The sequence below is a fragment of the Microbacterium sp. P5_B6 genome (assembly GCF_056400345.1).
Window position 1 is genome coordinate 101,980 of sequence record NZ_JBFULL010000008.1, and the last position, 12,422, is coordinate 114,401.

10 protein-coding genes and 1 riboswitch are annotated in these 12,422 nt (G+C 70.8%); of the genes, 5 read left to right on the forward strand and 5 right to left on the reverse strand.

The features are described 5' to 3' along the window. Nucleotides 1–31: 31 nt before the first annotated feature. Complete coding sequence (gene glyA, locus AC1DP3_RS12825; RefSeq protein WP_477293839.1) at nt 32–1,306, reverse strand: serine hydroxymethyltransferase; 1,275 nt, start codon at nt 1,304–1,306, stop codon at nt 32–34. 58 nt (nt 1,307–1,364) lie between these two features. Beyond that, nucleotides 1,365–1,449: riboswitch (ZMP/ZTP riboswitch) on the reverse strand. A gap of 125 nt (nt 1,450–1,574) precedes the next feature. Here glyA and AC1DP3_RS12830 point away from each other — a divergent pair. The 5 genes from AC1DP3_RS12830 (at nt 1,575) to AC1DP3_RS12850 (ending at nt 8,689) form a co-directional block, all read left to right on the forward strand. Then, on the forward strand, nt 1,575–3,104 hold the full coding sequence (locus AC1DP3_RS12830; protein WP_477293841.1) for a beta-N-acetylhexosaminidase: 1,530 nt from the start codon (nt 1,575–1,577) through the stop codon (nt 3,102–3,104). Beyond that, nucleotides 3,089–4,258, forward strand: coding sequence for an N-acetylglucosamine-6-phosphate deacetylase (gene nagA / locus AC1DP3_RS12835; protein ID WP_477293843.1), 1,170 nt, complete (start codon nt 3,089–3,091; stop codon nt 4,256–4,258). Before AC1DP3_RS12830 ends, nagA begins: the two co-directional genes overlap by 16 nt. A 430-nt stretch (nt 4,259–4,688) precedes the next feature. Beyond that, complete coding sequence (locus AC1DP3_RS12840; protein ID WP_477293845.1) at nt 4,689–6,884, forward strand: sigma-70 family RNA polymerase sigma factor; 2,196 nt, start codon at nt 4,689–4,691, stop codon at nt 6,882–6,884. 21 nt (nt 6,885–6,905) lie between these two features. Next, on the forward strand, nt 6,906–7,298 hold the full coding sequence (locus AC1DP3_RS12845) for a YrdB family protein (protein WP_477293847.1): 393 nt from the start codon (nt 6,906–6,908) through the stop codon (nt 7,296–7,298). After that, on the forward strand, nt 7,295–8,689 hold the full coding sequence (locus AC1DP3_RS12850; protein WP_477293848.1) for an FAD-binding oxidoreductase: 1,395 nt from the start codon (nt 7,295–7,297) through the stop codon (nt 8,687–8,689). The genes AC1DP3_RS12845 and AC1DP3_RS12850 overlap by 4 nt, the downstream gene beginning before the upstream one ends. A 37-nt stretch (nt 8,690–8,726) precedes the next feature. Here the strand turns inward: AC1DP3_RS12850 and AC1DP3_RS12855 are convergent, their stop codons facing one another. From AC1DP3_RS12855 to AC1DP3_RS12870, 4 genes are read right to left on the reverse strand one after another with little or no spacing between them, the layout of a single operon-like run. Continuing rightward, nucleotides 8,727–9,506: a glucosamine-6-phosphate deaminase gene (locus tag AC1DP3_RS12855; protein ID WP_477293850.1), complete on the reverse strand. Its 780-nt coding sequence runs from the start codon at nt 9,504–9,506 to the stop codon at nt 8,727–8,729. Then, a complete protein-coding gene (locus AC1DP3_RS12860) occupies nt 9,499–10,452 on the reverse strand; it encodes an ROK family protein (RefSeq protein WP_477293852.1) in 954 nt (317 codons plus the stop codon). The genes AC1DP3_RS12855 and AC1DP3_RS12860 overlap by 8 nt, the downstream gene beginning before the upstream one ends. A 43-nt stretch (nt 10,453–10,495) precedes the next feature. Further along, nucleotides 10,496–11,407, reverse strand: coding sequence for a carbohydrate ABC transporter permease (locus AC1DP3_RS12865; RefSeq protein ID WP_477293854.1), 912 nt, complete (start codon nt 11,405–11,407; stop codon nt 10,496–10,498). Continuing rightward, nucleotides 11,407–12,366, reverse strand: a complete 960-nt coding sequence (locus AC1DP3_RS12870) for a carbohydrate ABC transporter permease (RefSeq protein ID WP_477293856.1) — start codon at nt 12,364–12,366, stop codon at nt 11,407–11,409. The genes AC1DP3_RS12865 and AC1DP3_RS12870 overlap by 1 nt, the downstream gene beginning before the upstream one ends. Between the last annotated feature and the right edge of the window lie 56 nt (nt 12,367–12,422).

Sequence of the window (12,422 nt, forward strand, 5' to 3'; positions counted from 1 at the left end):
GAGATCCCCTGTCTCGCGCTCGAACTGACCGTCAGTGCGTGAGGCCGGGGTACAGCGGGAACGCGTCGGCGAGAACGGCGACGCGCGCGCGGAGAGCCTCGACATCGGCATCCGGAAGCAGGGCCTTCGCGATGATGTCGCCGACCTCGGTGAACTCCTCGTCGCCGAAGCCGCGCGTGGCGAGCGCCGGGGTTCCGATGCGCAGGCCCGAGGTCACCAGCGGCGGGCGCGGGTCGTTCGGGACGGCGTTGCGGTTGACCGTGATGTGGATCTCGTGGAGGAGGTCCTCGGCCTGCTTGCCGTCGATCGCGGCGTTGCGCAGGTCGACGAGGATCAGGTGCACGTCCGTGCCGCCGGACCGGACCGTGATCCCGGCGTCGGCGACGTCGGACTGCGAGAGGCGCTCGGCGATGATGTGCGCACCGCGGAGCACGCGCTCCTGGCGCTCCTTGAACTCGGGAGTCGCCGCGAGCTTGAACGCGGTCGCCTTGGCGGCGATCACGTGCATGAGCGGACCACCCTGCTGCCCCGGGAAGACGGCCGAGTTGATCTTCTTCGCGATGTCCTCGTCGTTGGTGAGGATGAAGCCCGAGCGCGGACCGCCGATGGTCTTGTGCACCGTCGACGACACGACGTGCGCGTGCGGAACGGGCGAGGGGTGCACACCGGCGGCCACGAGCCCCGCGAAGTGCGCCATGTCGACCCACAGCAGTGCGCCGACCTCGTCGGCGATCTCGCGGAAGCGCGCGAAGTCGAGCTGACGCGGGTAGGCCGACCAGCCCGCGATGATGACCTTCGGCTTGTGCTCGAGCGCGAGACGGCGCACCTCGTCGAGGTCGATGATCGAGGTCTCGGGATCGACGCCGTACGCGACGATGTTGTAGAGGCGCCCCGAGAAGTTGATCTTCATGCCGTGCGTGAGGTGGCCGCCCTGATCGAGCGAGAGGCCGAGCAGCGTGTCGCCGGGGCGCGCGATGGCGTGGAGCACGGCCGCGTTGGCTGTGGCGCCCGAGTGCGGCTGGACGTTCGCGAAGTTCGCTCCGAAGAGCGCCTTGGCCCGCGCGATCGCCAGCTCCTCGGCGACGTCGACCTCTTCGCAGCCGCCGTAGTAGCGACGGCCGGGGTAGCCCTCGGCGTACTTGTTCGTGAGCACCGAGCCCTGCGACTGCAGCACCGAGACGGGCACGAAGTTCTCGGACGCGATCATCTCGAGGTACCCGCGCTGGCGGTCGAGCTCGCGGTCGAGGACCTCGGCGATCTCGGGGTCGACCTCGGCGAGCGGGGCGTTGAAGTACTGATCGGTCATGGCGATCTCTCCTGACGACGGCTTGATTCGCTTCCCGGCGGGGAGCCCGGCGGGTGGTCACATCGGCCCAGGCGTGCGGTCGAATGCCGTTGTCGGTCGCTCCCCGGTGGTGTCCCACCTCAACGCCAGTCGCGACTTCTCGAGCATAACGGATGCCGCACGTGCGCCGATGCGCCGCTGGTAGGCTGGTCGCGCCTTTTGTTAGGACCCCTTACATCGATTGACAAACACGGTCGCTCGCGTCACGCTCGACCCGAACGGAGACACTGTGACCGCTCCCCCCGTCGTCCCTGCGCCGTCCTCGCTTCAGGCAGTCGACTCGGCGCCTTTCGCGCTCACCGGGTCCGTCGCCGTCACAGGGGAACCGGATGCCGCAGCCGCCCTCATGGAGCTCATCACCGCGCGCACGGGTCTGGCGCTGGCCGAGGGCGCCGCTTCGCACGATCGGGTCATCGCACTGCGGATCGACCCTTCGACCGCGGCGGGGAATGCGGAGTCGTACCGGCTCGCCTCGGACGAGGCATCCGTCGTCATCACCGGAGCCGACGCGGCCGGACTCTTCTACGGCGTCCAGACGCTCGGACAGGTGATCGCCCGAGACGACGAGGGGTGGAGCATCCCCGCACTGACGATCGACGATGCTCCTCGGTTCGCGTACCGGGGGGTGATGCTCGACGTCGCGCGGCATTTCCAGACGGTGGAGACGGTCAAGGCCTACATCGACCGTGCGGCCGGCCTCAAGTTCAACGCGCTGCACCTGCACCTGACCGACGACCAGGGGTGGCGGCTCCAGCTGCGGTCGCATCCGCGGCTCACCGAGGTGGGGTCCGGATCCTCGGTCGGCGGCGACCCTGGCGGCTTCTACACCGCCGCGGACTACCGGGAGATCGTCGCGCACGCGGCATCCCGTCACCTGATCGTCGTACCCGAGATCGACATGCCGGGGCACACGCACGCCGTCGCGCTGGCCTACCCCGAGCTCGCCGAGGCACCCGTCCTCAGCGCGCACATCACCGAGATCGCGCAGACATACGGCGGGGGCATCCCCACCGCCGGGGTGCCCTACGGCGGCTTGGCGGTCGGTTTCTCGTCACTCAAGATCGGCGACGAGGCGACCTACGACTTCGTGGCCGACGTCCTCGGCGAGCTCGCCGGGATGACCCCAGGCCCGTACCTGCACATCGGAGGCGATGAGGCCCTCGGCACCGACCCTGAGGATTTCGCGGCGTTCATGGCACGCGCCTCGACGATCGTCGCCGACCTCGGCAAGACGCCGGTGGCGTTTCACGAAGCGGGTGCCGCAGCGGGGCTGCATCCCGACACGATCGGCCAGTACTGGGGCTACGTGACCCCGACCGACGGGATGGACGAGCAGGCGCGCGGGTTCGTCCGCAACGGCGCGCAGTTGATCCTCTCCCCCGCCGACGCGATCTATCTCGACATGAAGTACGACGCCGACGCGCGGCTCGGGCTCACGTGGGCGAACGGCCCGACGAGCGTCGAGCGCGCGTACTCGTGGGAGCCCTCGGCGATCATCGCCGGGGTGCAGGAGGCCGACATCCTCGGGGTCGAGGCTCCCATGTGGAGTGAGACCGTGCGGGACCTCCGGGACATCGACGAGCTCGCGTTCCCCCGCATCGCGGCGGCCGCAGAAGCGGCGTGGTCGCCCCCGACCGGCAAGAGCGCCCTGCGCACCTGGCCGTCCTTCCGCGAGCGGGTCGGCGGGCTCGGGCCGCTCTGGACGAGCCTCGGCATCGGGTTCCACCCCTCGGAGGAGATCTCATGGTCACCGCAATGAACACGACCCTCGTCCACTCGGTGCGACTCGTCGACGACGGTCGCATCATCGACGACGCCTGGGTGCGCTTCGAGGGCGGTCGCGTCGCCGAGACGGGCACGGGGGCCTCGTGGCGAGATGTCCCGGATGCTGCGACCGTCGTCGACGGCACTGCTGCGGCGGGCGGCGGTGCGCTGCTGACCCCTGGCTTCATCGATCTGCACGGTCACGGCGGAGGCGGCTTCTCGTACGGCGACGGATCGGACGCCATCCGGGGCGCACGGGCTCTGCACCGAGCCCACGGCACGACCCGAGCCGTCATCTCGCTCGTCACCGCTTCGCTCGAGACGCTCGAGCAGCAGATCGCCGAGATCGCCGGCCTCATGACGACGGATGCCGACATCCTCGGCTCGCACCTCGAAGGTCCCTTCCTCGACCCTGGCCACAAGGGCGCGCACGACCCGTCGCTCCTCCGCCGACCCGAGGCGGCCGACGTCGAGCGACTCCTCACGGCCGGTCGCGGGACGATCCGCCAGGTGACCCTCGCTCCCGAGCTCCCGGGGGGACTCGACGCGATCCGCGCCGTGGTCGCCGCAGGCGCCGCCGCGGCGGTCGGGCACACGGCGGCCGATGCCGCGCAGACGCGGGCGGCGTTCGATGCCGGCGCTACGATCCTGACCCACGCCTTCAACGCGATGCCGCCCCTGCACCACCGGCTCCCCGGGCCGGTCGGAGCCGCCGCCGCCGATGATCGAGTGACGCTTGAGATCATCGCCGACGGCGTGCACCTCGACCCGGCCGTGGTGCGCATCGCCTTCGCGGCCGCCCCCGGCAGGATCGCGCTCGTGACGGACGCGATGGCGGCCGCGGGAGCGTCCGACGGGCACTACGACCTGGGATCGCTCTCCGTCGAGGTCACGGACGGGATCGCACGGCTCGCGGGCGGCGGCGCGATCGCCGGGTCGACGCTGACCCAGGATGCTGCGCTCCGCTGCGCCGTGGCCTCCGGAGTCGCCCTCGCCGACGCCGTGGCGGCGCTCACCCGTGTCCCCGCCCATGCCATCGGGCGCGTCGACGACTTGGGAAGCCTGGCGCCGGGCATGCTCGCAGACGCGGTGCTGCTCTCGGCGGAGCTGGATGTTCGCGCTGTGTGGGTCGAGGGCGCTCCGGCCTGAGCCGACTCGCCCGGCGGGTCGGTCGCTGCCGGGCGCTCGCACCACCGGCGAGGACCTGGCGGAAATCAGTGCGGCCGTTGCATCCCCAAGATGCAACGGCCGCAGGTTCCCGGGAGAGTTCCGGGGAGGAGAAGTCCTCTCCCGGAATCTCTCTTCCGCGGCGACTCGGGGCGTTCCGTTCCCCGTGTCGTCGTGCCCGCGGAAATACTCCGGGATTGGAGCGGGCAATGTCTCCTGACCAAGAGACGGAGACCCGGCCGATCTATGACGCGAAACGGCGAAGTTTCTTGCGGCCGATTCTCGCGACCCCGCAATCGCGGGGTCTGCTCGACGCTGGCGCGGACGGCGCGCGGGCCGCAGAATAGACGGGGCACGGCAGATCGGGCGGCGACGGCGCCGCCCGCGATCCCGGGACGATCTGGGGACAGCGATGACGAGCATCGACAACGGGGGCGAGGACGCCGCGGTGGGAGCGCCCGAGGCGGCGGACGCCGACCTCGTACTGCGCACCCGTTCGGGTGATCGGGGCGCGTTCGGCGAACTCTGGTACCGCCACTACCGGTCGGGGATCGCCGTCGCGCGGTCCATGTCCGGACTCGACCCCGACGACCTCGTGCAAGAGGCGTACGCCCGCATCTACCAGTCGATCCTCCGGGGTGGCGGTCCGACCGGTTCCTTCCGGGCGTACCTGTTCACCAGCATCCGCAACACGGCGGCGGCGTGGGGACGATCGGGCCGCGAGACGGCGATGGAAGACCTGGACGCCGTCGTGGACCCCGCCACCAGCGAGGAGGCGACCGAGTCGGCGCTCGATCGGGGCCTGACGCACCGGGCGTTCCGCAGTCTTCCTTCACGGTGGCAGGAGGTGCTCTGGTACACCGAGATCGAGCAGATGAAGCCGGCTGAGATCGCGCCCCTGCTCGGGATGAAGCCGACCGCCGTCGCGCAGCTGGCGTTCCGCGCGCGAGAAGGGCTGCGCGAGGCCTGGATCCAGGTCCACTTGCAGAGCCTCGCGGACGGCTCGGACTGCCAGTGGACCGTCGAGCGCCTCGGCGCTCATGCCCGGGCCAATCTCTCGCGGCGCGACCAGGCCAAGGTCGAGGCACACCTCGGCGAGTGCACCCGGTGCACGATCGTCGCGGCAGAGGCGAAGGAGGTCTCGAGTCGTCTGGCGCTCGTGCTCCTTCCCCTCACCCTCGGCATCACCGGGTCTGCCGCCTACCTCGCGACTCTCCAGGGCGGCGGCGTTCCGGCGGTCGCGCTGGCCGCCGGCCAGGGAATCGCGCCCGGAGCAACCGGCTCCGGCGTCACGGTCTCGGTCGCCGGTGGCACCAGCGCGGGCTCGACGGCAGCGGGCGGGACCGGCGCCGGCTCGATGGCCGCGAGCGGCACGGTCGCGGCCGGGGGCTCCGCGGCTGCCGGCGGCTCCGTCGCCGCGGGCAGCTCGCTCACCGCGAGCGCTTCGGCCGTCGCCGGCGGCACCCTCGCCACGACCGGCGCCGTGGGAGCGGGGACCGCCGCAACGGTCGCTGCCGTCGCCACCGCGGGCGGAATCTTCTCGAGCGTCGGCGCCGCGATCGGCGCCACCGCCGTCGCCGCCCTCATCGTCGGCGGGGCCGTGACCGCCTCGATCGCCGCCCCCGATCTCCTACCCTCGTCCTGGGCCGCCGAGTCCGCAGCCTTGATGATCGCGGAAGCCGCGGCTGACGCCGACACCGTGGCGGATTCCGCAGCGGATGCCGCCCCCGGCACATTGCCGGGCGCCGGCCCCGCGAGTGAAGAGTCCGGCGACGCCGGTGCACCCCCGACGGCGATGCCCTCCGGCATCCCCTCGATCGGGACTGCCTGGATCGACTACGCCGGCACCGAGGCGACCTTCAGCGTGCCCGTGTCGGGTGCCCCCGGCAGCACGGTCGAGCTGCTCGTCAATGGGGGCATCAAAGCCACCACTCTGCTGGATGCCGCCGGGGCGGGGACTCTCGCCTTCCAGCCGTCGGTCGGCCATGTCACGAATGATGCCACGGTGAACGCGCGGTATCGCGTCGGCGAGCTGACCGGGCAGCCGCTCACCGTGCGTCTGAGCGACCTCGCCGATCTCGCCGCGGTTCTCGCCGTCATGAAGGGCACCCACGCGGAGGTGCCCCCGGCTGCGCCGAGCGGCGGAAACCAGGGCAACGGGCAGGGACAGGGCAGCGGCAGCGCGAACCAGGACCCCCCAGGCCAGGGCAGCACGAACGGGCAGGGACCGGGCAGCACGAACGGGCAGGGACAGGGAAGTTCGAACGGGCAGGGACCGGCAGGCGCGAACGGGCAGCGACCGGCAGGCTCGAACGCGGACTCCGGCGCGCCGGCCGACGGCGCATCCGCCGGGAGCGCCGTGAACGGCTCCTCCACGGGCAGCGACGAGACGGAAGCGACGGAGAGCGGCACGCAGACGACCGCGAGCGCGCCCGCCGGCATCACTCCCACCAAGACCGCCGTAAAGGCCACAGGGCCGTCCAAGACCGCCACCACCCCGACGAAGCCCGCCATCCCCTCGTCTGCCGTCGCGCAGTCCTCTCCCGCCGACGATACGGTGGGCGCCGCGACCTCCGGGCAGTCGGCCGCCCCCGAGAAGCAGGACTGAGGCCCCGCCTAAACTTGGGGCATGTCCGATTCGCCCCATGTCCTTCCCGCGAAGCCGGCCGAGCCCGTGCCCGGCACCCGCGCGCCCCTCTCGGCGATCGACATCCTCGCCTTCCTGTGCGGGCTCTTCGCGTTCGCGTCGCTCGCGATCTGGGGATTCGTCTTCTGGCCCTTCCCCTGGAACATCGTCGTCGGCATCGCTGCCCCTATCGTGGCGATCCTGGTGTGGGCGCTCTTCGTCTCTCCACGCGCCGTGCTGGCCGTGCACCCCTTCATCCGGGCGCTGGTCGAGCTGCTCGTCTTCGTGTCCGCGACCATGGCGTGGTGGAGCATGGGCGCACCGTGGATCGGGCTCGGCTTCGGAATCGTCGCGGTGACGGTCGGCGTCATCGCCGGGCGGCGCCGATTCGCGTGACGGATGCCGCGCGCGACGTCGTCGGCGCCCTGCAGGAGGCGCTCGGCGACCGGGTCGATGTGTCCGAGGCGGCCCGTCATGCGGCACGCGCCGACAAGTCGGGGCACGCGGCCGCGGGTCTCCCCATAGCGGTCGTGCACGCCCGCTCGGTCGAAGATGTCCAGCAGACGCTCCGCATCGCGACGGAGACGCGCACACCGGTCGTGACCCGAGGAGCAGGGACCGGTCTCGCGGGCGGAGCCAACGCGGGCGGCGGAGAGATCGCGCTGTCGGTGCGACGGATGGACCGCATCATCGAGGTGCGCCCCGCTGATCTTCTCGCCGTCGTCGAGCCCGGCATCCTGAATGCCGACCTCAACGCAGCACTTGGCGAGCACGGTCTGTGGTGGGCCCCCGACCCGGCGAGCCGCGCGATCTCGACGGTAGGAGGCAACATCGCCACCGGAGCCGGTGGGCTCCTCTGCGCGAAGTACGGAGTGGTGCGGGATGCCGTCCTCGGCGTCGACCTCGTGCTCGCCGACGGCCGGCTCCTCACGCTCGGGCATCGAACGGTGAAGGGCGTGACGGGCCTGGATCTGACGTCGCTCGTCATCGGCTCGGAGGGGACGCTGGGCGTCGTCGTCGGGGCGACGCTGAAGCTCCGGCGCCTCGTTCCCGGCTCTGTCTGCACGATCGCGGCGACCTTCGCCGACGTGCGCGCAGCGGCCGAGGCCTCCTCGGCCGTCACCGCCTCGGGAGTGCAGCCCGCGATCATGGAGCTGATGGATGCCGAGTCCCTGCGCGCCGTGCACGACCTGCTGCAGCTCGACCCGCCGACTCGTGGGGCCGCGCAGCTGACGATCCAGACCGACGGGCCTGCCGCCGACGTCGAGGCCGACGCGATCGCGGCGACCCTCGGTGCGGCGGGCGGAACGGTGGCCGTGACCCACGACCGCGATGAGGGCGAGCGTCTGCTGGCGATCCGCCGGTCGATGCACCCCGCGATGGAGCGGCTCGGGTCGACCCTCATCGAGGACGTCTCCGTGCCGCGCAGCGCGCTGCCGGCGATGTTCGACGAGATCGCCCGGGTCGAACGCGAGCACGGCATCGTCATCCCGACGGTCGCCCACGCGGGCGACGGCAACCTGCATCCGAACTTCATCTTCGACGGCGTCGTGGGCGCCGACGGGACGATCCAGGTGCCGGCAGCGGTGTGGGATGCCGCAGACGACCTCTTCCGTGCCGCCCTGCGCCTCGGCGGCACCCTCACAGGCGAGCACGGCGTCGGCGTGCTCAAGCGCCGCTGGCTCATCGACGAGCTCGGCGAGGACCAGTGGGAGCTGCAACGTCAGATCACTCGGCTGTTCGACCCGCTCGGCATCCTGAATCCGGGCAAGGTGTTCGCGGACTGACCGCACTCGCCTCGGGCGCGCGCGTGGTCGCCGCGGTCTACAGCCTCTCCCAGGCCGGCTTGCTGTCGTAGGTGTAGCGGTAGTAGTCCGCGAAGCGCAGGCGCGACGCTGCCGCCTCGTCGACGACGACGGTCGTGTGCGGGTGCAGCTGGATCGCCGAACCGGGGAGGGACGCCGTCACCGGACCCTCGACGGCGCCGGCGACCGCCTCGGCCTTGCCCTCGCCGAATGCGAGCAGCACCAGGTGGCGGGCACGCAGTATCGTGCCGAGCCCCTGTGTGATGCAGTGCTTCGGCACGTCGTCGATCGAGTCGAAGAACCGGGCGTTGTCCTCGCGCGTCTGCTGCGTGAGGGTCTTCACCCGAGTGAGCGATGCGAACGACGAACCCGGCTCGTTGAAGCCGATGTGGCCGTCCGTGCCGATGCCGAGGAGCTGCAGGTCGATGCCGCCGGCCTCCGTGATCGCGGCGTCATAGTCGGCGCCGGCGTGCTCGATGCCCGCAGGCGACCCGTCCGGCGTGCGGATCAGCGACGGGTCGAGCTCGAGGGGCTGGACGACCTCGCGCGTGATGACAGACCGATACGACTCGGGATGCCCGGGGTCGATGCCGACGTACTCGTCGAGTGCGAAGCCGCGCACGCGCGACACGTCGACTCCGCGCAGGCGCGCCGGCAGAGCCTCATAGACGGGGAGCGGGGTGGAACCGGTCGCGAGTCCCAGCACGGTCTCGGGGTTGCCGCGGATGAGTCGGACGATCTCGTCGGCGACGAGCGAGCCGGCGGTCGCTGCATCCGGGACGATGACGATCTCAGCCATGGGTGAGCGCCTCCTCGGGCTCGGGATCCCGGGCGGCGCCGATGAGGGCCGCTCCGAGCGCTGCGGCGGGCGAACCCGAGGGCAGGAGCTCCACGCGTTCGTCGAGCCTCAGCGAGCGCATGAACGACGACGCCTCGGCGCTGGCCCTGAGCTCGGCGGAGACGTCCGCCTTCAGCCTGTCGCCGAGTGCCGTCAGGCCGCCGCCGAGGACGACTACATCGACATCGCCGGTGAGGACGAGCACGCGGATCGCCGCGGCCACACCCCGGGCTATGCCGCTGCGCAGTTCCCGGGCCTTCTGGTCGCCGGCATCCGCGGCGTCGAAGACGTCGAGCACCGGCAGCGGCCCGCGGCGTCCCCATCGCTGCGCGACGGCACCGCCGCCGGCGAGCGCCTCGATGCAGCCGTGCTGCCCGCACCGGCAGAGCGGACCCGCGGGGTCGATCGAGATGTGCCCCACCTCGCCCGCTGTTCCGCGCGCGCCGCGCCAGAGGTCGCCGTCCACCACGACTCCGGCCGCAACCCCGGTGCCGAGGTTAAGATAGGCCATCGACCCGCGGTGCAGATCGAGGCCGCGAGCGCTGACCCGCAGGGCGTTGGCTCCCAGCGCCGCGGCCTTCACATCGTTCTCGACCCGCACGGCGATTCCGAGCCTGGGGGCGACCTCGGCCGCCAGTTCGAGCTCCTCGACGCCGAGGTTCACCGCGTGCACGACGCGGCCCGTGATGGCGTCGACCTGACCTGGGGTGCCGATTCCGACAGAGCTGATCGAGCGGAGGTCTGTCCCGGCTTCCGCCGCCACCGCGTGGACCGCGGCGACCACGGTGCGGACGATCTCGTCGCCGCCCCACCCGGTCGCGAGGCGGATCCGCCCGGCAATGGCTCCCTGCGCGTCGACCAGGACCGCATCGGTCTTGGTGCCCCCGACATCCAGCCCGACCTTCATCGGCCGGCCTCCGTGCGGAAGGCGGCTGCAGCGTGCGCGCGCATCAGCCCTTGACCGCCCCGGACACGAGACCGCTCGTCATGCGGCCCTGGACGATCAGGAAGAAGATGATCACGGGCACCGCGACGACCGTCGAGGCGGCCATGACCTGGCCCCAGTCGATCGCGCGCGTCGCGCTCGCCTGGACGAAGCCGCGCAGCCAGAGCGGGAGCGTCTCGCTGTCGGCGCTCATGATCACGAGGGCGACGGTGAACTCGTTCCAGCACTGCAGGAAGGCGAAGACGGCGGATGCGACCAGCCCCGGGGCGAGCAGGGGCAGCGTGATCCGGATGAACGCCTGGGTGCGACTGAGGCCATCCATCATCGCCGCTTCCTCGAGCTCGGCGGGAACGCCGGCCACGAAGCCGCGGAGCATCCAGATCGTGAACGGCACGACCGCCGCGATGTAGAGCAGGCTCAGGCCCGCGATGTTGCTGAGCAGCCCGAGTTCGCTCATCATCTTGTACTGCGCGACGAACAGGCCCTCGGCCGGAAGCATCTGGATGAGCAGGATCGCGATGATGAAGGTCGTTCGACCGCCGAACTTGAAACGGCTGATGGCGATCGCGGCGAGGAACGCGAACACGAGGCAGAAGAACACCGCGATGAGCGTCACGCTGAGGCTGATGCCCAGTGCGGCGAAGAAGCTCTCATCGATGACGGCACGGAAGTTCGCGAACGAGCCGCCGAACGGCACGAAGGTCGGCGTGAACGATTCGAGCGCCGACTTCGGCAGGAGCGCGGAGTTGACCATCCAGTAGACCGGGAAGGCCCAGGCGATGGCGATGACGATGGCCAGGATGCTCCAGCCCCAGGTGGCGGGGCGGCCGAGGCCGTGACGGCGCGGGGGGATCGGCGTGGCCGAGGCGGTCGCGCGCTGCGCGGTGCCCGGCACGGTGGCGGTCTGCGTGGACATCAGGCCTGGTCCTCCTTGAGCAGGCTCCGGATGTAGAACCAGCTGATCAGGATCGTGAGGGCGAGCACGAAGATCGCCATGGCGGCGCCCTGGCCGAAGTTGAGCCCGGCGACGCCCTGCTTGTAGATGTAGGTGCCGAGCAGGTCGTAGTCGCTCGCCTGGGGTCCGGCATCCTGCAGCATCGTGATCTGCGTGAACACCCGGAGGTCCCAGATGAGGTTGAGCAGCAGCACGATCATGATGACGGGACGCACCATCGGAAGCAGGATGTAGCGGAGGCGCTGCCATCCGGTCGCGCCGTCGAGCTCAGAGGCCTCGATGACCTCGTCGGACACCTGGGTCAGGCCCGCGTAGGACGAGAAGGCGACGAATGGCACCGACATCCAGATGACGATGATGGATGCCACTCCGAAGAAGATGGTGGGATCACCGCCGATCCAGTTGAAGTTGTGCATGTCGACGCCGGGGATCATGTTCAGGAGATAGTTGACGACGCCGCGGCGGCGGTCGAAGAGCCAGATCCAGACGGTCATGGCAGCGACGACCGGCATCGCCCAGGCGAGCAGGAGAGCGACCTGGAGCGTGATGCGGATCGCCGCGGGCACCTTGCTCATGAGCACGGCCAGCAGCATGCCGATCACGACGGTGAGGACCGCCGTGACGACGCAGAAGACGACGGACCTGATGGCCACCGCCCAGAATGTGGGGCTCGTGGCGACGGCGATGTAGTTGTCGAGGCCGATGAACTCGGGTGCCTTGCCCCCGAGCTGCTGCATGGCGCCGTACTTCTGGAACGAGGTGACGACCTGCCAGACGACCGGGTAGCCCATGCCGAACAGCAGGATCGCGATGGCCGGGAACAGCAGGAACAGGTGTGTGAGGGGCCGACGGCGGGAGCCGACCGCGTCATTCGAGCGGGGGCCCGCCGTGACACTCGTGGTGGGGGCGGCGATCGCCATGGGGCACCTCCTTCAAGGTCGGGGATGTCGGATGAGGCAAGGGGGTGCTCCGGGTC

Coding starts and splice junctions, on each gene's coding strand:
- AC1DP3_RS12840 (WP_477293845.1), top strand. CDS start 4,689: ATGACGAGCATCGACAACGGGGGCGAGGACGCCGCGGTGGGAGCGCCC.
- AC1DP3_RS12865 (WP_477293854.1), bottom strand. CDS start 11,407: ATGTCCACGCAGACCGCCACCGTGCCGGGCACCGCGCAGCGCGCGACC.
- AC1DP3_RS12860 (WP_477293852.1), bottom strand. CDS start 10,452: ATGAAGGTCGGGCTGGATGTCGGGGGCACCAAGACCGATGCGGTCCTG.
- AC1DP3_RS12855 (WP_477293850.1), bottom strand. CDS start 9,506: ATGGCTGAGATCGTCATCGTCCCGGATGCAGCGACCGCCGGCTCGCTC.
- glyA (WP_477293839.1), bottom strand. CDS start 1,306: ATGACCGATCAGTACTTCAACGCCCCGCTCGCCGAGGTCGACCCCGAG.
- nagA (WP_477293843.1), top strand. CDS start 3,089: ATGGTCACCGCAATGAACACGACCCTCGTCCACTCGGTGCGACTCGTC.
- AC1DP3_RS12870 (WP_477293856.1), bottom strand. CDS start 12,366: ATGGCGATCGCCGCCCCCACCACGAGTGTCACGGCGGGCCCCCGCTCG.
- AC1DP3_RS12845 (WP_477293847.1), top strand. CDS start 6,906: ATGTCCGATTCGCCCCATGTCCTTCCCGCGAAGCCGGCCGAGCCCGTG.